Source organism: Hymenobacter sp. 5317J-9, from assembly GCF_022921075.1.
GTDB lineage: Bacteria > Bacteroidota > Bacteroidia > Cytophagales > Hymenobacteraceae > Hymenobacter.
Window position 1 is genome coordinate 3274798 of record NZ_CP095050.1, and the last position, 20827, is coordinate 3295624.

Annotated in this window: 17 protein-coding genes and 1 tRNA gene; 12 read left to right on the forward strand and 6 right to left on the reverse strand. The window is 61.8% G+C overall.

What is annotated here, in order from left to right; translation table 11 throughout:
* The first annotated feature begins 43 nt into the window (after window positions 1-43).
* The 4 genes from MUN81_RS13925 to MUN81_RS13940 all read left to right on the forward strand — a co-directional run bounded on the left by MUN81_RS13925 (window position 44) and on the right by MUN81_RS13940 (window position 5391).
* Window positions 44-1444 (forward strand): cation:dicarboxylase symporter family transporter, encoded by a 1401-nt coding sequence (locus tag MUN81_RS13925; protein ID WP_245111305.1) that lies wholly within the window; start codon window positions 44-46, stop codon window positions 1442-1444.
* A gap of 198 nt (window positions 1445-1642) precedes the next feature.
* Window positions 1643-2302, forward strand: coding sequence for a hypothetical protein (locus MUN81_RS13930; protein ID WP_190924082.1), 660 nt, complete (start codon window positions 1643-1645; stop codon window positions 2300-2302).
* 114 nt (window positions 2303-2416) lie between these two features.
* Entirely contained in the window at window positions 2417-2950 is a 534-nt protein-coding gene (locus MUN81_RS13935) for a hypothetical protein (protein WP_245111307.1), read from the forward strand.
* Between the two features lie 74 nt (window positions 2951-3024).
* The gene (locus tag MUN81_RS13940) at window positions 3025-5391 is read left to right on the forward strand and encodes a GAF domain-containing protein (RefSeq protein WP_245111309.1); all 2367 of its coding nucleotides are present in this window, start codon (window positions 3025-3027) and stop codon (window positions 5389-5391) included.
* Between the two features lie 83 nt (window positions 5392-5474).
* Here the strand turns inward: MUN81_RS13940 and MUN81_RS13945 are convergent, their stop codons facing one another.
* Together MUN81_RS13945 and MUN81_RS13950 are read right to left on the reverse strand one after the other, a co-directional pair.
* Window positions 5475-6149 (reverse strand): phosphatase PAP2 family protein, encoded by a 675-nt coding sequence (locus tag MUN81_RS13945; protein ID WP_245111310.1) that lies wholly within the window; start codon window positions 6147-6149, stop codon window positions 5475-5477.
* Window positions 6150-6245: 96 nt separating this feature from the next.
* A tRNA-Leu gene (locus MUN81_RS13950) sits at window positions 6246-6327 on the reverse strand.
* Window positions 6328-6518: 191 nt separating this feature from the next.
* Here MUN81_RS13950 and MUN81_RS13955 point away from each other — a divergent pair.
* From MUN81_RS13955 to MUN81_RS13990, 8 genes are all read left to right on the forward strand, one after another.
* Window positions 6519-7208: a class I SAM-dependent methyltransferase gene (locus MUN81_RS13955; protein ID WP_245111312.1), complete on the forward strand. Its 690-nt coding sequence runs from the start codon at window positions 6519-6521 to the stop codon at window positions 7206-7208.
* A 175-nt stretch (window positions 7209-7383) separates the two neighbouring features.
* Window positions 7384-9246 carry a M61 family peptidase gene (locus tag MUN81_RS13960; RefSeq protein WP_245111314.1) on the forward strand — a complete coding sequence of 621 codons (1863 nt, stop codon included), beginning with the start codon at window positions 7384-7386 and terminating at the stop codon, window positions 9244-9246.
* A gap of 168 nt (window positions 9247-9414) precedes the next feature.
* The gene (locus MUN81_RS13965; protein WP_245111316.1) at window positions 9415-10428 is read left to right on the forward strand and encodes an MBL fold metallo-hydrolase; all 1014 of its coding nucleotides are present in this window, start codon (window positions 9415-9417) and stop codon (window positions 10426-10428) included.
* A 121-nt stretch (window positions 10429-10549) separates the two neighbouring features.
* Window positions 10550-12052, forward strand: coding sequence for a sodium:solute symporter (locus MUN81_RS13970; RefSeq protein WP_245111317.1), 1503 nt, complete (start codon window positions 10550-10552; stop codon window positions 12050-12052).
* A 6-nt stretch (window positions 12053-12058) separates the two neighbouring features.
* Window positions 12059-12574: an energy transducer TonB gene (locus MUN81_RS13975; protein ID WP_245111319.1), complete on the forward strand. Its 516-nt coding sequence runs from the start codon at window positions 12059-12061 to the stop codon at window positions 12572-12574.
* A gap of 97 nt (window positions 12575-12671) precedes the next feature.
* Window positions 12672-14516, forward strand: coding sequence for an ABC transporter ATP-binding protein (locus MUN81_RS13980; protein WP_245111320.1), 1845 nt, complete (start codon window positions 12672-12674; stop codon window positions 14514-14516).
* Between the two features lie 77 nt (window positions 14517-14593).
* Complete coding sequence (locus MUN81_RS13985; protein WP_245111322.1) at window positions 14594-15238, forward strand: biopolymer transporter ExbD; 645 nt, start codon at window positions 14594-14596, stop codon at window positions 15236-15238.
* Between the two features lie 90 nt (window positions 15239-15328).
* Window positions 15329-16222 (forward strand): DUF2911 domain-containing protein, encoded by an 894-nt coding sequence (locus tag MUN81_RS13990; protein ID WP_245111323.1) that lies wholly within the window; start codon window positions 15329-15331, stop codon window positions 16220-16222.
* Between the two features lie 340 nt (window positions 16223-16562).
* Here the strand turns inward: MUN81_RS13990 and MUN81_RS13995 are convergent, their stop codons facing one another.
* The 4 genes from MUN81_RS13995 to MUN81_RS14010 all read right to left on the reverse strand — a co-directional run bounded on the left by MUN81_RS13995 (window position 16563) and on the right by MUN81_RS14010 (window position 20818).
* Window positions 16563-17642 (reverse strand): acyltransferase, encoded by a 1080-nt coding sequence (locus tag MUN81_RS13995; protein ID WP_245111325.1) that lies wholly within the window; start codon window positions 17640-17642, stop codon window positions 16563-16565.
* A 31-nt stretch (window positions 17643-17673) separates the two neighbouring features.
* Window positions 17674-18561, reverse strand: coding sequence for a glycerophosphodiester phosphodiesterase family protein (locus MUN81_RS14000; RefSeq protein WP_245111327.1), 888 nt, complete (start codon window positions 18559-18561; stop codon window positions 17674-17676).
* A gap of 126 nt (window positions 18562-18687) precedes the next feature.
* Window positions 18688-19350, reverse strand: a complete 663-nt coding sequence (locus MUN81_RS14005) for a phosphatase PAP2 family protein (RefSeq protein WP_245111329.1) — start codon at window positions 19348-19350, stop codon at window positions 18688-18690.
* A gap of 91 nt (window positions 19351-19441) precedes the next feature.
* Window positions 19442-20818, reverse strand: coding sequence for an aspartate kinase (locus tag MUN81_RS14010; RefSeq protein WP_245111331.1), 1377 nt, complete (start codon window positions 20816-20818; stop codon window positions 19442-19444).
* Between the last annotated feature and the right edge of the window lie 9 nt (window positions 20819-20827).

A 20827-nucleotide genomic window follows, 5' to 3' on the forward strand; every position in this document is an offset into this window, starting at 1 on the left:
CTTTTTTTATTGCATGCCAAAATCCCGTTTACTTCCTCTTGCCATGGTCTGCCTGCTGGTGGCGGGCCTGCTTACCGCCCTCAGCGCCAACCACCTGCTGGCCCTGCCCGAAGCCGCGCTGATGGCCATCCGCTGGGTGGCGCTGCTGGTGCTGGCCGTGGCCGTGGCCCCGCGTCGCTCCCTCACCCTCTGGATAGTGCTGGCCATGTTGGTGGGCGCCGAAGTTGGTGCCGATTTTCCGGAGCAGGCCCAGAACCTGAAAGTGCTCAGCGACGTCTTTCTACGCCTGGTTAAAACCATCATCGCGCCGCTCGTATTCGCCACGCTGGTGGTGGGCATTGCAGGCCACGCCGACCTGAAAAAGGTGGGCCGGATGGGCGTCAAGGCGCTGGTGTATTTTGAGGTAGTGACCACCTTCGCGCTGTTCATTGGTCTGGCCGCCATCAATCTCACCAAAGCTGGCCGCCTCGACCCGGCCGTGCTGGCCGCCGCCCAGCGCACCAACAACGTGAACGAAACCATTGCGGCCGCGCCCAAGCAGACGGCGGCTGACATCATCACGCACATCTTCCCCGAAAACATCGCCAAATCGATAGCCGAAGGCCAGGTGCTGCAGGTGGTGGTGTTCGCCATCATCTTCGCCATTGGCCTGGCCATGGTGTCGGAGAAACACCGCCGGTCCATGCTGGACTGGTCGGAAAGCCTGTCGGAGGTGATGTTCAAGTTCACCAACGTGGTGATGTTCTTCGCGCCGCTGGGCGTAGGTGGCGCCATTGCCTACACAGTCGGCAAAATGGGCTTCGGTCCGCTGGTCAACGCTGTGCAGCTGCTGCTGACGCTGTATGCGGCGCTCATTGCCTTTGTGCTCCTGGTTTTGCTGCCGGTGGCCCTCATCGCCCGCATTCCGCTGAAGCGCTTCATTAAGGCCGTAGCCGAACCCGTCAGCATCGCGTTTGCCACCACCAGCTCCGAAGCGGCCCTGCCCCGCGCCATGGAAGCCATGGAAAGCATTGGGGTGCCGCGGCGCGTGGTGGCCTTTGTCATGCCCACTGGCTACTCGTTTAACCTCGACGGCACCACCCTTTACCTGTCGCTGGCGGCCATCTTCGTGGCGCAGGCCGCTGGGGTCGACCTCACCTTTGGCCAGCAGCTGGTCATGGTGTTCACCCTCATGCTCACCAGCAAAGGCGTGGCCGGCGTGCCGCGCGCCTCGCTCGTGATTTTGCTGGCCACGGTGGCCTCGTTCAGCCTGCCGACCTGGCCCGTGTTCATCATCCTGGGCATTGATGCGCTGATGGACATGGCCCGCACGGCCGTGAACGTGCTCGGCAACTGCCTGGCGTCGGCGGTAGTTGCCCGTTGGGAGGGAGAATTCGTAGACGACTATCAGGGCCCCGACCTGACGGCGGCCGTGGAGGCCCCGCAGCCCTACTCCCATCACTAAAGAAATTGAACTAAAACTGACCGGAAGCTTTTCAACCAGTCACGGGCTTTTTTCTTTCATTCGCCGAGAAATGTCCGTTTGGCCTTCTGAATTACCTAATTTAGCTTTTGGAACCGGCCTTCGGCCTCTGCCCTGCTGCCGACCGGTACTTTAGGCTTTTTTCCTTTCCTTTTTTTGGCATTTTCTTATTTTACGTCTATGAAAGCTACTCGTCATCTCGCGCTGCTTGCCATGGTGCCGGCTATGCTGGCGGCCCCGGCCTGTGTTTCGGTCAAAAACCAAATGCGGAGCACGCCCTCGGCCGCCATCGCCAAGCGCTTGCCGGCCCTGGAAGTGCTGGCCGACCAAGGCCCGCTCGCGATGAATGACGGGGCGCTGCCCGAAGACCCGCTCAAGCTGTTCCAGCAGGAGTGCCATACCAACCTGACCGAGCCCACCGACTCGGCCACCTACGGCTACGCCAAGCTGGTGGTGAAAAAGGTGAAAACCCTGCGCACCGGCCGCGCCGTGCAGGGCCTGCAGGTGCTCACCTTCATGGTGCCCGCCGTGCTGGGCATTCCATTGGAATGGTACAAGACCACGCTGCAGGCCGAAGTGCAGGTGAGCGACGCTGCCGGCAACCTGCTGGGCTCCTACGTGGGCACCGGCTCTTCCGAAGTGAAGGTGGCCATGTACCACGGCTATTCGCAAACCACCGCCCCGCGCCTGGCCGATATTATTGCCCTGCGCGGCGCCATGGCCCAGATTCGGCCCCAGCTCGATACGGCCGTCGTGCGCCTGCGGCCCCTGCTGCTGGCCGGCGGCACCGTGGAGAACCCCACGCTGCCGTCTTCTTCGGTGGTCACGGGCAGCCGCTAGCCCCGGTTTTGGTAGCGCCCGCGGCGCTGCTGTTCGATGTATTTCTGGCCCGCAGCGCCTCGGCCCGCCCCTTCGGCGAGCCGAGGCGCTGCGGGCCTTATCTTTGGGCCCGTGATGGCCTTTTCGCTCCCGTTTCGATTTTCTATCCGCGTCACCCTGCCGCTGCTGAGCGTGGCCCTGCTGGCCGGCTGCTGTGCCAACGACGTGTGCCAGGCCGACGACCCGCTCGCCGATGCCGTGCGGCTAAGCTTTGCCCCGGCCTATGCCGCCGCCGACCTTGACACGATTATTGTGCTGCGTTACCCCAAAAAGTTCACAAACAGCACCCGCCCCGAAACCGCGACGCTGGTGCGCACCGCCGTGCAGGCCCGCGATGCGGTGCTGTTGAACAACGACGCCCCATTTTCGCGGGTGGGCAATACCAACCTTGGAGCCTACCGCTACGTGGTGCAGTACCTGGCCCATCCGAACGGCGAGAAAAGGCCAACTACTACCACGGCCTTTACCATTGACAGCATTGAAGTGAAAGGCAGCTACTACAAAAGCAGCGGCTGCTGCACCAACTACCGCAACACCAGCAAGACGGCCTTCGTGCAGGGCAGAACCTACGACCTGACCCAGCTTCCCTCCCTGGAAGTGCCGAAGTAGCCGGGCCGGGGGCGGCACACGTATAGGGCGCGCGGGCCTGCAACGATTGCGGGGCGCGCCGTGTTTATTTTCCCATGCCTGCTGACTCCTCCCTGACCCTCGCCCTCGCCGTTCCGGACTCGCGCACCAACGCGGCGCCCACGTCCTTCCCGTTCCGGTCCACGCTCAGCCTCGAGCCGCTCATTGCCTACTGGCAGCGCCGCGAGGAGTCGACCAACGCAGGCGTGCGGCTGCTGGCCGAGGCCATTGGCCAACAGGTAGCCGCTGCCGACTGGTGTCGGGGCCCGCTCACGGACCTGTCGGTGCTGGAATGCAACTGCGACCTCATCGAGACGCTGATGCTGGCCGTGTTTCCGCCGGCGTCGTTTGCCACCGACATCAGCGGCGTGGTGGGGCCGTTTCAGCGGTACTGCTTCTACTCCACCACCCACTTCGAGGAGGTGATGCTGAACAAGGACCGCACCATCAAGCAGCCCCTGAACATCGACATGACCACGATGGAGCGGCACATGGGCCTGATGGCGTACCACTTGGTGCTCAACCGCGTGTACGGGGCCGAGATACCGCCGCTGGGCACCATTGTGTTTACCGTGCCCGATTACAAAATCGGCCTCTACCGCCACTACGGCGTCGATTTCAATTCCGATTTTGTGACCGTGAAGGTGGTGGGCGAACCGCCTTTGCTCACGCCGGAACAGTTGGAAATGCTCATTCACAACCGCCACCGGCCCGAGCTGTGGCGCGAGTTGCTGCCGCCCGAGCATTTTGAGCTGGAAGGGTTCAACCTCATTCAGCTGCTGGATGTGACCGAACAGGAAATCCTGTCGGAGCTGAAATACGACCTCCTGGAACGCGATGTGCTGCAGAACGCGGCCCGCTTCGAGCAGATTCAGGAAAAGCTGCGGGTGCTATTTGCGCAGCCCTCGCTGCAGCTGGGCATTGCGGCCTACGACGAGAAGAAGCGCGCCTTTGTCGATTTCGGCAAAAAAATCAACCACAGCTTCCTCACCAAGCAGGTCCAGACCAACTCGGCCGCCGACGGCAGCTTCCGGCAGATTTACGACCGGTTGCTGCGCGAACGGGAGCCCCTGGTGCTGAAGGACCTGGCCACAGCCGACATTCCCGAGGATTTGCGCGAGCAAATCACGGGGCTGGGCATCAACTCGGCCATTCTGGCTTTGCTACCCTACGGCAACGACACGGTGGGCCTGCTGGAGCTCGGCACGCCCCAGGCGGGCGCCCTCGACGAGTTCGACATGGACAAGGTGTCGCAGTTTGTGCCGCTGTTTGCGGTGGCCGTGAAGCGCAACGCCGAAGACCTTCAAACCCGCGTGCAATCCATTATTCGTGAGAAGTTTACGGCCATTCACCCCACCATGGAATGGCGGTTTATGGACGCGGCCCGCAACCTGCTCAGCAAGCTCGACGCCGGCAACCGGACGGCGGAGATGGAGCCCATCGTGTTTGAGGACGTGTACCCGCTGCACGGCTCCTGCGACATTCGCAGCAGCAGCACGGTGCGCAACGAGGCCATTCAGGGCGACCTGATTGAGCACCTTACCCTGGCCAACAAGGTGTTGAAAAAGGCCTCCGAATGCCAGGAGTTGCCCATTCTCGACGAGCTGAAGTTCTACGTCACCAAAAACCTGAAGCGCCTGCGCGAAGGCATGCTCTCGGGCGACGAGGCCAACATCTACGACTCGCTGAAGCGCGAGGTGGAGCCGCTTTTTGAGTACCTGGCCACCCACACGCCGGAACTGCGGCCCGTTATCACGAAGTACTGGAGCAACATCGACCCCAAGCTGGGCATTCTGTACAAGCGCCGCCAGGACTTTGAGACGAGCGTGACCACGCTCAACGACGCCGTGAGCGACTACCTCGACGAGGAGGAGGAGAAAGCCCAGCAGATGTTTCCGCACTACTTCCAGCGCTACAAAACCGACGGCGTGGAGTTCAACATCTACGTGGGCAGCACCTTGGTTGAGAATAAGTCCTTCGACCTGGTGTTCCTGAAAAACCTGCGCCTGTGGCAGTTGCTGACCATGGTGGAAATCACGCGCCGCACCGCCGCCCTGAAAGCCACCCTGCCCGTGCCGCTCGATACGACCCAGCTCATTCTCATCCACGGGCAGCCGCTGAGCATCCGGTTCCGGCAAGACGAGCGCCAGTTCGACGTGGACGGCGCCTACAACATCCGCTACGAAATCATCAAAAAACGCATCGATAAGGCCACCGTGCTGGGCACCGGCGAACGCCTCACCCAGCCCGGCACCATTGCCCTGGTCTACGCCCAAAGCCGCGAAGCCGTGGAGTACTACGAATACATCGACTACCTGCAGGACCGCGGCCTGCTGGAGCCGGGCGTGGAAGAGCTGGAATTAGAAGAGCTGCAGGGCGTGAAAGGCCTGCTGGCGCTGCGCGTGCGGGTGCAACTCGTGTAAGCAAACATCATCCTGAGCATAGCAAAGGGCCCTCTCACGTAGGAAATCTAACGTGAAAGGGCCCTTTGCTATGCTCAGACGCTTCATTTCAGCACGGCCTGCTCCTCTTTCCAGAACAGCTTGAGTGCGGCGCGGCAGCCTACCAGCCAGGCCGCCCCGCCCGCAAAGCCCGCCAGCACATCGGTGGCGTAGTGGGCGTGCAGGCACACCCGCGTGAGGCCAATGAGGCCGGCCCACAGCAGCAGTGGCACCGCCCAGCCGCGCTGCCCAAAATGCCGGGCCAGCAGCCAAGCCAGGCAGCCGTAGAAGGTGAGCCCCATCATGGCGTGGCCGCTGGGAAAACTCAGGCCATAAGTGTGCAGCAGGGTATTGACGGGCCGGGGCCGGTTGAAATACAGCTTGAGCAGCTGGTTAAGCAGCACGCTGCCGGCCATGGCCAGCAGCCACTCCCAAGCATCGCGCCGGTGCCCCGCCCGGCGCATCAGCAGCGGGCCGATGATGCTGGCGGGCAGCAGAAAATAGAGCGAGGCAAAAAAGGTAACGAAGTGTATGGGCCCCACCAGCCAGGGATTGGCGTGCTGCCAGGCATCAACCACGGCAAATGCCCAGGTGTCGAGGGCCTGGGAATGGTGCACAAACACCACCCGCGCCAGGTAGAAAAACCCGGCAAAGGCCGCCACAAACAACCCCAGCCCCGCGGCCACTTCAACGGTGAGCAAACCGGCCAAGGCCAGTAATCGGGAAGTGAGGCGGTTCATGGACCTACGCGGCGGGAAAGGTGAGAAAAGGAGTACGACGCAACGAATACGACATTAAACGAAAAAAGCCAGCCCCGGGGGCTGGCTTTCTAAACGTGCGCTCGGAGAGACTCGAACTCTCACACCTTGCGGAACTGCCGCCTGAAGACAGCGCGTCTACCAATTTCGCCACAAGCGCAGTTGGGGCTAAAAAGCCGCGCTACCATGAGGGAGAGCGGCCTTTTGATGGCACAAAGATATAGCTCCAATTTGCCCCGGCGCAACTCTTGGCCCATTTTTTTCGGCAGTTGGCCGCTGTGAAACGTACCGCCGATTGTTTTTCAGTTACTTGCCGCATGATATTTTTTTCACTCACCCACGCATTTGCCCATGCCTGAGCCGCCGGCGCACGCTTTTCGGGCCGCCGCAGAGGCCGCCCCCGTCCGCGGATTCGACCGCGTGGCGTGGTGCTACGACGTGCTGGCGGGCGCGGTGTTTGGCCCGGCGCAGCGGCGGGCGCAGCTGGTAGCCTTGGCCGGGCTGCCCGCCACGGCGGGCCCGCACGTGCTCATTCTGGGCGGCGGCACGGGCTGGGTGCTTACCGAAGTGCTGCGCCGCCGGCCGCAGGCCACGGTGCTCTACCTCGAAGCCTCGCCCAACATGCTGGCCCGGGCGCGCCGACGGCTGGCCAGCCACTGCCCGGCTGCGGCGCCCCAGGTAGAGTTTCGGCACGGCACGCAGGCGGCGCTGCTTCCGCCGGAAAGCTTTGACGCAGTAATCACGTTTTTTGTGCTCGACTGCATTGCGGCGCCGGAACTGGACGCGGCCCTGAACCAGCTGCGCCAGGCCCAGCGGCCGGGCGCCCCCTGGCTGGTGGCCGACTTCCGGCCCGCGCGGCGGGGCTGGCGCCACTGGCTGCTGGTGGCCATGTACGCTTTTTTTCGGCTCACCACGGGGCTGCGCGCCCGCCAACTGCCCGACGTGCGGGCCGAGCTGACCCAGCGGGGCCTGCGGCCGGCGCAAGAGCAGCGCTTTTTCGGGCAAGCCATCGAGGCCGGGATTTACGTCGAGCAGGGGTGAGCTTGACCCTTGATTTTTAATAATTGCGAAGGATATAACAAAAACATAATTTTAGCATTATTAATCAGCTTGCGCGGGGTCAAACCACTTATTCTATTGTAAATTTTCCGCAACTTTGTGACGTGCTTTGGCACAGGCCGGCTGGCCCATACCTTGTTTACCTATTATTTCTACTATGAGAAACTTCGCCCCTATGCTATTGGCCCTGCTTGCGCTGGGCCTATCCGAAGCCGCTGCCCAGACGGGTGCCCCCGGGCCGGCCGTGCGCTACACGGTGTCGTTTCCGAACGCGGTGCACCACGAGGCCAAGGTGACGGCCACGTTTGCCGGGCTGCCCGCGGGCCCCTTGCGCGTGCGCATGGCGCGGAGTTCGCCGGGTCGCTACGCACTGCACGACTTCGCCAAAAACGTGTATTACGTGGTGGCCACCGACGGCGCCAACCACCCGCTGCCGCTCAATCGCCCCGACCCTTATAGCTGGGAGGTGACGCCGGCCGCCGACGGCAAGGTAATTTTCAGCTATACCCTCTACGGTGACCTCACCGACGGCACCTTTGCCGGCATCGACCAGCAGCACGCCCACCTCAACATGCCGGCCACGCTGTGCTACGCCTCGGGCCTAGAAGAGCGGGCAGCCGAAGTGAAGTTTGAGCTGCCGGCCAGTTGGAAAGTGGCCACTCAGTTGCGGGCGGGCGAGGACAAAACCGTGTTTACGGCCCCCAATCTGCAGTACCTCATGGACAGTCCTGTGTCGCTGGGCGCCCAGCAGGTGCGCAGCTGGCAGGAGGGTGACCAGACCATTGAGCTGGCGGCCCTGTATTTGGGCACGTCGGCCGAGCTGGATGCATACGCCCGGAAGGTGCAGAAGGTGGTGAAAGAGGAAAAAGCCATTTTCGGCGAGCTGCCGAAGTTCGACTTCGGGCGCTACACTTTTATTGCCGATTACCTGAGCCAGGCCACCTCTGACGGCATGGAGCACCGCAACTCCACCTCGCTCACCAGCCCGCGGGCCCTGCGCGAGGAAGACGGCACCCGCAACCTGGGCACGGTGGCCCACGAATTTTTTCACTCCTGGAACGTGGAGCGCCTGCGCCCCCGCGACCTGGAACCCTTCGACTTCCAGCGCGTGAACATGAGCGACATGCTGTGGCTGGCCGAAGGCTTCACGCAGTACTACGGCCGCCTGGCCCTGCGCCGCGCCAAGCTGATTGAGGACGAGGAGTTTTTCGACGACATCAGCGGCTGGGTGAACCAGCGCCAGAACAGCCCCGGCGCCCGCTACGCTTCGGCCATCGACATGAGCCGACAGGCGGCGTTCACCGACGGCTCGGGCAGCGCCACGCCCATGAATACGGTGAACACCACGCTGTCGTACTACACCCAGGGCGCCGGCATTGCCCTGGTGCTCGACATGCAGCTGCGGCAGTTCCACCGCACCTCGCTCGACAAGGTGATGCAGGCGCTGTGGCAGGAGTTTGGCTCGAAGCAAAGCAACTACGCCCCGGCCAAGCCCTACACCATCCGCGACGTGCAGCGCGTGGTGGGCGAGGTGAGCAAGGACACGGTGTTTGCCGGGCGCTTCTTCCGCCAGTACATCTACGGCCGCGAGATGCCCCGTTTCAGCGAAAACCTGCTGGTGGCCGGCCTGGCCGTGATTCCGACGCGGGTGCTGGGCGCGGCCCTGCCCCGGCAGGTAGACTTCGACGACGAAGGCCGCTGCATTGTGGCCTATAATACCCAGATTGGCTCGGGCCTCTACAAGGCCGGCATCGACCGCGGCGACCAGCTGGTGGTGCTGGACGGCAAGGAGCTGAAAAGCCCCGGCGACCTCGACGGCGTGCTGCGCAAGCACTCGCCCAGCGACGTGGTGTTTGTGAAAGTGAAAACCCGCGGCGGCGTGGAGCGCACCACGCAACTTATTCTCGGCGAAGACCCCAACGTGCAGGTAAAATCCGTAGACGCGGTGGAGAAAATGGTGTACTCACCCGCTCAAAAGGCCCTGCGCGAAGCCTGGCTGGCCAGCCAGGCCTCGAACTAAGCGTTGAAGTTTGGGACAACAAAGACCGTCATGCTGAGCTTGTCGAAGCATCTCTACCGCAATAGTAAACCCATTACTGCGGCGGTAGAGATGCTTCGACAAGCTCAGCATGACGGTCTGCTTTGTAATTAAGTCAGGGTAGTCGGGCAATTTTCGTACTTCCGCAACATGGCCAAGCGCATCTCCTTCCTTCGCAACGACGCCCTGCCCACCGTGCGGCCGGGCTATCCTGGCAATAAGCTGTTTGGCAACGAGTTTGCCAACGGTGAAGAGCTGTTTGAACCCAGCTTTGCCACGGTGCTGAAGTGGCAGCTTGAAGCCAATCCCCAAAAGGCGGAAAAGAAAGCCGACACCTGGGCGCCCGCCGTGGTGGACTGCACGGCCGCGTTTTCCTCCACCGACGACATGCTGGTGTGGCTGGGCCACTCCTGCTTTTTGCTGCGCGCGGCGGGCGTCACGCTGCTCTTCGACCCCGTGCTGTACAGCTCATTGGGCCTGCGGCACCGGCACGCCCTCCCCTGCCCGCCCGAAGCCATTCGCAGCATCGACTACCTGCTGCTCTCGCACGGCCACCGCGACCACCTGGACGAGAAATCCATCAAGCTGCTGGCGGCGCAAAACCCGCAGATGCAGGTGCTGTCGTCGCTGCGCATGGGGCCGCTGCTACGCGGCATGGCCCGCAGCCTCACGGTGCAGGAAGCCGGCTGGTGGCAACAGTACGACTTGGGGCCGAACTCCCCGCTGGAAATCACCTACCTGCCGGCCGCTCACTGGCACCGCCGCGGGCTGGCCGACCTGAACGAGGTGCTGTGGGGCAGCTTCCTGATTCGGGTGGCTGATAAGCTCATCTACTTTGCCGGCGACACGGCCTACGCCGACCATTTCGAGGCCATTGAGGTCCGCTTCGGCCCCGTCGACATTGCCCTGATGCCCATCGGTGCTTACAAGCCCGCCTACATGATGGCCAAAAGCCACGTGAACCCGCACGAGGCCGCCAAAGCCGTGAACGTGCTGCGGGCCGGCCACGTGGTGCCCATGCACCACGGCACCTTCGACCTGTCCGACGAGCCCGCCTCCGAGCCCTTGCGCCAGCTCACGGAAGTGGCGGCGGGCGGCATGTTGCGCGGCGAGCTACACGCGCCCGCAGTGGGCGAGGTGCTGCGCTGGCAGGACTGGGAATGATTTTAGGGCAGGAGGATGCGGGGGTAGGTGGGTAGGAGTTATTCTAACGACCTTTGTCGCTAATTCCCTTTACAAACTCTTTCCCTCCTACCACCATACCCTCCTGCCCTATTCCCACCACATGTCGCCAACTCTCGTCCTAAGCCTCGTAGCGGGCTACTTCGCGGTTCTCATCATCATTGCCATCCTCACGTCGCGGGGGGCTACCAGCGAAAGCTTCTTTGTGGCCAACCGCAACGCCCCGTGGTACATGGTGGCCTTTGCCATGATTGGCACCTCGCTTTCGGGCGTCACCTTTATTTCGGTGCCGGGCAACGTGTACGGCAAAAGCTGGAGCTATTTGGCCGTGGCCCTGGGTTTTGTGGCCGGCTACGTTGTGATTGGGCTGGTGCTGATGCCGCTGTACTACCGGCTGCGGCTGGTGAGCATCTATTCGTATCTGGATGAGCGGTTTGGCTACTGGAGCTACAAGACCGGGGCACTGTTTTTTCTGATTTCGCGCTCCCTAGGCTCGGCCCTGCGGCTGTACCTGGTGGCGGGCGTGCTGCAGCTGGCGGTGTTCGATGCCATGGGCGTGCCCTTCGCCGTGACGGTGGTGGTGAGCATTCTGTTCATCTATCTCTACACCTTTAAGGGCGGCCTCAAAACCATTCTCTGGACCGACACTTTTCAGACGCTGGCCATGCTGAGCTGCGTGGCGCTGAGCATCTATTTCATGGCCGATGCCCTGAATTATTCCTTCGCCAAACTCATCTCGGCGGTGAAGGCCAGCCCGATGTCACAGGTGTATTTCTCCGACGTGCGCGACGACAAGTTCTTCTGGAAGCAGTTCGCCTCGGGCATGTTCATCACCATCGTGATGACCGGCCTCGACCAGGACCTGATGCAGAAGAACCTGAGCTGCCGCAGCCTCGGCGAAGCCCAGAAGAACCTGTTCTGGTTCACGCCCGTCATTGTATGCGTCAACATTCTATTCCTGACCCTGGGCGTGCTGATGTACCAATACGCCACTGCCCGCGGCCTGAAACTGGAGCAGCTGCCCCAGCTGCTCAACCTCAACGGCTCGCTGAACACCGACAAGGTGTTCCCCTACCTGGCCACCACGCAGTTTTCCATCGTTGCGGGCATCATCTTCATTCTGGGCATCATCGCCGTCACCTACGCCTCGGCCGACTCGGCTCTTACTTCCCTCACCACTTCTTTCTGCGTCGATTTTCTCGACATCAAGAAGTACCCGGAAGCCCGCCAGACGCGCCTGCGCCAGCTCACCCACCTGGGCTGGTCGGTGGTCCTGATTATCATCATCCTCATCTTCCGGGCCTACAACAACCAGAGCCTCATTGATGCCGTGTACAAGGCCGCCGGCTTCACCTACGGCCCGCTGCTGGGGCTGTTTGCCTTTGGCATTCTCACCGGCCGCCGCCTGCGCGACCAGCTGGTGCTGCCCGTGTGCGTGGCGGGCGTGGGCCTGACTTGGCTCATCGTGTCGCACTCGGTGGAGTGGCTCAACGGCTACAAGTTCGGCTTTGAAATCCTGCTCCTCAACGGCGCGCTTATCTACCTGGGCCTGCTGGCCATTTCCCGGCCAGCGGCGGTGAACCCCGCCGCCCAAACCGCGGTTTAACTTCCCATGACGAAAACTATTCTTTTGACGATTTTGGCTGTGGGGTCGGCGGCCTCGGCGGCGCGGGCCCAAGCGCCCGCGGCCACGCCCGGCGCTGCGCAGCAGCCCATCATCCTCAAGGCCGACAACATGCAGGTGCAGGCCCATTCGGCCGCCAACCGCCCCGACCGCGCGCCCGTGTACCCCGGCGGCGAGCAGGCCCTGGGCCTGTTTTTTCTCGAAAACATAAAATATCCGGAAGCCGCGCGCGTCAAAGCCCTTAGCGGCATCGTGCTGGTGACGGCCACGGTGAACGCCGACGGCTCCGTGACCAACCCGGTGGTGGCTAAGTCGCTCTCGCCCGAGTGCGACGCCGAGGCTCTGCGCGTGGTGCCCCTGCTCACGGGCTGGCAGCCGGCCATGCGCAAGGGCCGGCCGGTGCCGGTGCTCATTCAGCTGCCGGTGCCCTTCGGCGGCGCGGGCAACATGAAAATTGAAATGAACAACCGGCCCTCGCCCGCCGGTGTGCGGCGCGTGAGATAAGGCGGAATTGCGGCGGTTCTGCAGCGCTTCATCGTGGCCTCACGCCAGGCTGCCGTATTTGCCGTGTTCGATAGTTAGTTAACATTACCCCCGCCTGATGGCCAGAAGTGGATTAAATACCAGTGGCAGCGACGTGACCGCCGACCTGCCCAAACCGAAAGTAAACAAGGAGTCGCTCAAGCGCAGCCTGCGGATTTTCCGCTACATGCTGCCCTACCGCGGCAAGTTTCTGGTCGGCATGCTGATGCTGGTACTCAGCAGCAGCACGTTCATGGTGTTCCCGTGGCTGGCCGGCAAGCTCATTGATGCAGCCAACCACAAGCCGGTGGTCATTCTTGACCGGCTTTCGCTGAGCATCAACGGCATTGCGCTGCTGCTGTTCGCCATCATCACCTGTCAGGGCTTCTTTTCGTTTGGGCGAATCTGGTTTTTCACCCAGGTGAGCGAGTTCACGGTGCGCGACATTCGGCAGGCGCTCTACGGCAAGTTTGTGCAGCTGCCCATCCCCTTTTTCGAGCAAAACCGCGTCGGGGCCATCACCTCGCGCATCACCACCGACGTGGGCCAGATTCAGGACACGTTTTCGCTCACCATTGCCGAGCTGTTTCGGCAGGTGTTCACGCTGATTATCGGCATCACGGCCATTCTCATCGTGTCGCCGAAGCTGTCGCTGTTTATGCTGCTCACGTTTCCGCCCATCATTCTGGCGGCCGGCGTTTTCGGGCGCAAAATCCGGGTGCTGGCCCGCAACACCCAGCAGGAGTTGGCCGCTACCAACACCATTGTGGAGGAAACCCTGCAGGCCATCAACTCGGTGAAAGCTTTCACCAACGAGCGGTTTGAGACGCAGCGCTACGGCACGGCCCTTAACCGCGCCGTGCGCGTGGCCCTGAAGAGCAATTTGTTCCGCGGCGGCTTTGTGTCGTTTGTCATTATCGGCCTTACCGGGGGCATCATCCTCATTCTGTGGCGCGCCGCCACGCTGGTATATTACCCTGGCCCCGACCACCTCGAAGTAAGCCAGCTGCTCACGTTCCTGCTGTTTACGGTCTTCATTGGCGCCTCCATTGCAGGGCTGGGTGAGATGTACGGCAAGATTCAGAGCACGTTGGGCGCGTCCGAGCGCATTCTCGAAATCTTGGACGAAACGCCCGAGCCCACGCACATCGACCCGCCCGTCGGCCTCGTGCCGACCCGCCTGCACGGCGACATTCGCTACGAGCACGTGGCGTTCCGCTACCCCACCCGGCCCGACGTGCCGGTGCTGAAAGACATTGATTTCCACATTGCGGCGGGCGAAAAAATTGCCCTAGTCGGCCCCAGCGGCGCGGGCAAAAGCACCATCGCCGGCCTGCTGATGCAGTTTTACCCGCTCAGCGGCGGCCGCATCATCGTCGATGGGCACGACGTGGCCGAGTACGACCTCACCGCCCTGCGCCGCCACATCGGCATTGTGCCGCAGGAAACGCTGCTGTTCGGCGGCACCATTCGCGAAAACATTGCCTACGGCAAGCCCGATGCTTCCGACGACGAAATCATCGAAGCCGCCGAGCGGGCCAACGCCTGGCAGTTCATCCAGGCTTTCCCCGAGGCGCTGGATACGGTGGTGGGCGACCGGGGCATCAAGCTCTCGGGCGGGCAGCGCCAGCGCGTGGCCATTGCCCGCGCCATCCTGAAAAACCCCGCCATTTTGATTTTGGACGAAGCCACCTCCTCGCTCGACAGCGAAAGCGAAAAATTAGTGCAAGGGGCCCTGGATGAGTTGATGCAGAGCCGCACGAGCCTTATCATCGCGCACCGCCTTTCCACTATTCGGAAGGTGGACAAGATTCTCGTGATTGACGGCGGCCGCATTGTGGAAGCCGGCTCGCACGAGGAATTGAGCGAACGGGAGGGCGGGCTATATGCCAATTTACTGCGGCTGCAGTTTGAGTTGACGTAGCGTCAGGTTAAGTAACACACGATTAAGACCCTTGCTTCGTTAACTTTAGCGAAGCAAGGGCTTTGTTATTTGAGAATATGGCAGCTATAAAATCAAGAGTGACCGCAGCTGACAAACGCGGTATTTCATTGCCCGACATAGCTCCGTTTTCGGGAATTATGCTCTTGACTGTTGGCTTCTTTTTGCTAGGCCGCTTTCAAAACCCAACAGATGAAGCCGTAGCGACGGAACAACTGCCGACCTCGTCTACCTGGTATTGTAAACTCCCCGATGACCCTCGGGCCATTATCAGCCTCAATGGCAAAAAACAGTTGGCATTCGCTGTTACGTCTCAGACCATTCAAACCGCAGCTATTAAAACCGTCGCCTTGCATCACCACGTTAGGCTTACGGCGGCTCAACTGACTGAGCTTGCAACCCTGCCTTACTTAGACACAAATGTGGAGAGCATAGATGCATATCTGGCAATGCCAGTTCGGCAGCGTAATAGAGCATACCAGTCAAACACCTTTACTCCTCTTAGTGAGGCAGAATTGATGGAGTGCATCAGTGCGGCGAAAGATGCTTCCGAAACATTGCTACACCGTCCTGTTTACATCGCGCTTAGGATTACCCCAGAGGTCAAAATGCCCGAAGTTTACCGTTTAACTGATTTGCTGCAAGCCCGTGGTATTAATCGATTCGATTTGGCAACTCAGTTCCAATCGTTGAAAACCGAATAACGTTGGTTCAGAATTCACGAAAACCCGCGCCCCAAGCGCGGGTTTCGTATTTTTGGCCCCACACTCACCCCCTCACGCTTTCCTTACCTGATGAGCAAGCACTTCGCAAGTTTCTCCGTCGCTGTAGTAGCCGCGGCCACCCTGTTGGCCACCCCGGCTGCTCAGGCCCAAATCCGTACGCCCGCCGCCAGCCCCCAGAGCACCATCACGCAGCGCGTGGGTCTCACCGACATCACCATCGTGTACTCGCGCCCCAGCGCCAAGGGCCGCAGCATTTTCGGCAGCGACAACTCGCTGGTACCCAACGGCAAGCGCTGGCGCACGGGTGCCAACGGTACCACCAGCATCAAGTTTTCGGACGATGTGATGATTGAGGGCAAGAAGGTGCCCGCCGGCGAGTACGGCATCTACACCGTGCCGCGCCCCAACGAGTGGACCGTGGTGCTGAACAAAAGCCTCAAGCAAGGCGCCGACGTGGACGGTTTCAAGGACGACCAGGACGTGGCCCGCTTCACCATCAAGCCCTACAAGCTGAGCAGCAAGGTCGAAACCTTCACCATTGAATTCACCGACCTGACGCCCGCCACCGCCAACGTGGCCATGGAGTGGGAAAGCACCGGCGCCAAATTCAAAGTGACCGCCGACGTGGACAGCAAGGTGATGGCCCAAATTGACGAGAAAATCACCAAAAACGCCAGCCCTGCTCCTGCCGACCTCGCCGCGGCCGCCGTGTATTACTACGACAACAACAAAGACCTGAAGCAGGCCTTGGCCTGGATGGAAAAGGCCAACGCCGCCGAGCCCACCAAGTACTGGAACCTGAACACGGAAGCCAAAATCCGCCTGAAAATGAAGGACTACGCCGGCGCCACCAAAGCCGCCGAAGCCTCCAAGAAAGCGGCCCTGGCTGCCACGCCGCCGAACGGCGAGTACGTAAAAATGAACGAGGACCTGATGGCCAAGGCCAAGAAGGGCGGCAAATAAGCCTCTCGACATTGTGAGCGCAGCAGGCGAGGGTCAGCGCAGCTAATCCTTCCGGCAAGACGCAAAACCCATTAGAAGTAGAAAGCCCCGGCTCTGCATTGAGTCGGGGCTTTTTGTTGGCTTCTGGCAGAAGCAGGAACTGCAAAGGAGTGGCCTGTGCTGACTGGCACTCAAGTAGTCAAGTAAAAGTAACCGTAGCAAAAAAGGCGGTCATGCTGAGCGGAGGCGCAGCCGCAGTCGAAGCATCTCTACCGCGCAACGTAATTCAATTGGGAAGAATGCCATTGCGGTAGAGATGCTTCGACTGCGCTCAGCATGACGTTCTGTTTTATTCTTTTACTTATGCATGACTGCTCAAGTAACGGCGAAGCGGGGCGTCCACCAGCACCAGAATCAGGTAGGCCAGTCCGACCAATGCCAGCGTGGCGCCGGGCACCAGCCAGGCCAACGTAGTCGTGGATGGTTTTTGCGTGCCGTCGTAGCTCAGAAATACCCACACAAAGGGGTAGTGCACCATGTACAGCGGATAGGAAAGCTCCCCGAGCCAGCGGCAGGGCCCGGCCAGCCGCGGGGCCAGGTGGGCGCCGGCGCCCAGTGCTACGAGTAGCGGAAAATAGATGAGCACCGTCAGCAAATCCGTGAGGCGGGTTAGCTCATTGTAGTACGGAAACAGAAGGCCCGCCACCAACAGGGCCCCCACGCCCACGAACCCGAGGCGCGTGGGCACAATCCAGCGGGACCGGTACAGCACCATGCCCATCAGGAACGAGTAGCTGACGCGCGCGCCCCCGCCCCAAAACGTATCGAGGCCCCAGCCGATGCTCAGGTTTGGGACCAGATACGCCTGGTAAACCAACGCGGCGGCGGCCAGCAGCGTGAGCAGACGCAAGCCTCCGGGGCGCAACCGCATCAGCAAGAGCGCATAAGCGACGTTGGCCAGGTATTCCCAGAACAGCGACCAGGTGGGCGCGTTGAGCGGAAAGAGGTTGAACGTGCGCTCGGACACCACGGGATAAGGAATCAGCAGGCACGAAGCCACGAACAGCTGCCAGGTCTGGCTGCCATAGGTGGCGTACAGGTTGATGAAGGGGTCGAAGAGAAAGGTCAGCAGGCCAAGTACCGACCCCACCAGCACCAACGGATGCAGGCGAATCAGCCGCCGCCGCAAAAAGCCCAGTACGCCCATGCTGCCCAGGCGGGCGTCGTAGGCGCAGGCAATGACGAAGCCGGAGAGGCAGAAAAAGAAGTCAACGGCCAGGTAGGCATGGGCGATGAACAGCTTTTCGTAATCGGGCACCACAATTTCCATGAAGTGGTATACAACCACCGCGAGCGCGGCGATGCCGCGCAGGCCGTCCAGAACGGCAAAATGCGGCGTGGGCGGGAACGGCGAAGGGGTGTGGCGGTTGGTTTCCTGCACAACAATGAATGGGGTGGGCTTTGCAGTCGCCCTACTTCCGCCGCCCCTGCAAAATGAGCAGCCGCTTGAGGTTGTCGACTTCGATTTCGTTGGGCTGGGTGGCCAGCACCCGCTTGATGTCTTTGGGCGAGCGGCCGCCGAACACCACCACGCCGAGGCCGGCGGCGCGGGCCTGGGCGGTTTGTTCCGGGGTCACGCGGTCGGCGTCGAGCACCACGGTGTGCAGCTTTTGGGTGCGCGCCAGTTTCAGGCCAAAGGCAAACTCATCGGAGGCGATTTCCAGGCCGATGGGGACCTTGGGCATGGCGGCGCGGACTAGCGGGATAGTGCCGCTTTCCTGGGTGATGAGCAGGACTTTTTGTGGCGCCACGCGGTAGCGGGCGAGGCTGCGGGCAATCTGGCGGATGAGCAGCGGCGTGCGGGCGTGCTGCTGGCCGGCGGGCAGGCACTGGTCGTCTTCGTGCAGGTCGAGGTGCAGGCGGGGGAAGGTGGGGCGCCGGTTGAGGCGGGCCAGCAGGGTGTCGAAGGTGATGGGCTTCTCCTTCTGGAACCAGTCGTAGGGCCAGCCGCCGCGGTAGCGCAGCTGCGTCAGCTCGGCGGCGGCGTGCTGGCTGATGCAGCCGGTGCCCATGCCGCTGTTGTCGAGCTTCTGGTCGTGGTAGAGCATCACCACGCTGTCTTTGCTGAGCTGCAGGTCAATTTCGACGCCGTCGGCGCCCCGCAGCAAGGCCCGCCGGATGCCCCGCCAGCTGCTGGGCGGCCGGAAATTGAAGGGGCTGATGGGCGTGAAAAAACCGGAGCCGGCGTGCCCCAGCACCACCAGCTTGGGGTCGGGCGTGATTTTCGTGGTGGCGCAACCAGCCAGCTGCAACGTGATGGCGAAGGCCAGCACGGCCTTGAGGAAGAAAGGGTTTCTCATGAAAAAGCGTAGACCGGCACGTGCCTTGGCCCCGTGAACGGGAAACGGCCCCGCTGGGATGTAGAGACACAATATTTTGCGTCTCCTCGTTGAACGGCTTGCGGCAGGGACGTTGAACGATTTCGTTCAATGAGGAGACGCAACGTGTTGCGTCTCTAGACCCTCACGCGGCTTATCCAAAAGCCCAAACAGGAACGTGCACGTCACCACCAGCCACAGCGAGGCCCATACGTCGCTCAGATAGTGGGCGCCCAGCACCAGGCGGCCCAGCCCGATGAGCCCCGGCAGCACCAGCAGTGGCACCCGCCAACGTGGAAACGCCACCGCCAGCGGCAAAAACAGACTGAAATACACCGCCGTGTGGTACGACGGAAACGAGTCGTTGTGCGGGCCGGGCGACCACAGGCCCGTGCCCACATACGCCTTGGCAAATTGCACCTCGGGCCGCAGGCGCTGCACCGAGCCCTTCAGCGCCCTGGCCAGCACCATGCTGAACTCGTGGGTGAGCAGCAGCACCAAAAACAGGGTGGCGCCCCGGCGCTTCAGCCCGTAGCGGCCCACGGCGAAGGCCAGCCCCAGCGCCAGAAAGATGATGGGCAGGCCGGCTACATGGCTCATCAGCGCCTCGTGCACAGCATCGGCCCCGGTGGTGAGGGCGGCAAAAAAAGGCACCGCTCCGGCAGAGGATGCGTGGATGAAGGCGGCCAGCGGGTGGTCGAAAAACAGGATGAGCAGGGCGCAGGCCGGCAGCGTGACGGCGGTGAAGACGAGGAACTGGCGGAGCGTCATAAATGCAATACGTAGCGCGGACTCTGCGAGTCCGCGCCTTCGTGAACGAAAGCCTGCCCATGCGCGGACTCGCAGAGTCCACGCTACGTGCTTACCCGACGGCTTGGTTCAGCGCCACGATGGCGGGCCGGTATTCCTCGCGGCCTACTATGAACTGGATGTTGACCTTGCGCAGGGCAAAGCCGGCACTGCGGATGTTGATGCCGGCCTCGGCCAGGGCGCCGGCGGCGCGGGCCAGCAGGCCGGGCTCGTCGATGTTGGAGCCGATGAGGCAAACCAGCGCAGCTTCTTCGATGGTGACTTGCTCGTATTTGGCTTGCAGCTCGGCCGTGAGCGCGGGCTTCAAATCCTTGGCCCACACCAGCACCGAGATGCTGTTGGCGCTGGTGGCTTTGAAGATGTAGCTCACGTCGAGGTCGTAGAACACCTGCATCAGGTGCAGGTCGAAGCCGGCGGTGCCCACCATCAGCGGGTCGTGGATGTCAATCATCACCACTTTGTCGGTGCCGGTGATGACTTCGATGTGCTTGTCGGGGCTCACGAAGTCGCGCGTGATGAGCGTGCCGGGGTGCGCGGGCTCGAAGGTGTTTTTGATGCGCAGGTCGATGGCGTTTATCTCCAGCGGCTTCGAGGCTTTGGGGTGAATGGCCTCCATGCCCACGTCGGCCAACTGGTCGGCCACGTCGTAGTTGGTGAAGCCCACGGGGCGGCAGTGGTCCACGCCCACGAGGTTGGGGTCGGCGGAGCAGAGGTGGTACTCCTTGTGAATAATGGCCTCCTGCGGCCGCACGGCCACGGCAATCTTGCTGAAAGTGACTTCCGAATAGCCGCGGTCGAACTCGCGCATGATGCCCTCCGTGCCCTTGGTGTAGCCAGTGGCGATGCAAATGGTGGTGGCGAAATCGATGTTGGCAAAGGCCTGCTTGATGCGCTCATCGATGGTGAGGGCCTGCGCGTCGTCGAAGCCGCTGAGGTCGACGAGGGTGGCGTTCACGCCGAGGTTTTGCAGGATGTTGACGGAGTTGAAGGCCGAGTGCGCCTCCCCTATTGAAGCCAAGATTTCGCGGGCCGCCTGCAGGATGTTGGCACTGTTGACGTAGCCGGAGGCCAGCACGTTCACTAGGCTGTCGAGGTAGGTTTGGGCCTGGTCGATGCGCTGCTGAATGAAGGCGTCGGCCACGGCCAGGTTGAGGCCCAGGGGCTCGTAGTTCTTATTCAGCTCCTGCAGCTTGGCGGCCACGTCCTGCAGCGCCGCCCGAAACTCCTGGTGCTGGCTGATGCGGTGATACACGCCGGGCGCGCCGGTTTTCTTGTTTTCGAGCAGCCAGTTGGTGACGTTGGCGTAGGCCGACACCACGAAAATGCGGTTGTACAGCGCCGCGCCCTGCCGGCCGTGGAAGATGATGTTGTCGAGGACGTCGGCGAAGGCGGTCATCGAGGTGCCGCCGATTTTTTCTACTGTAAGCATGTGCGGACG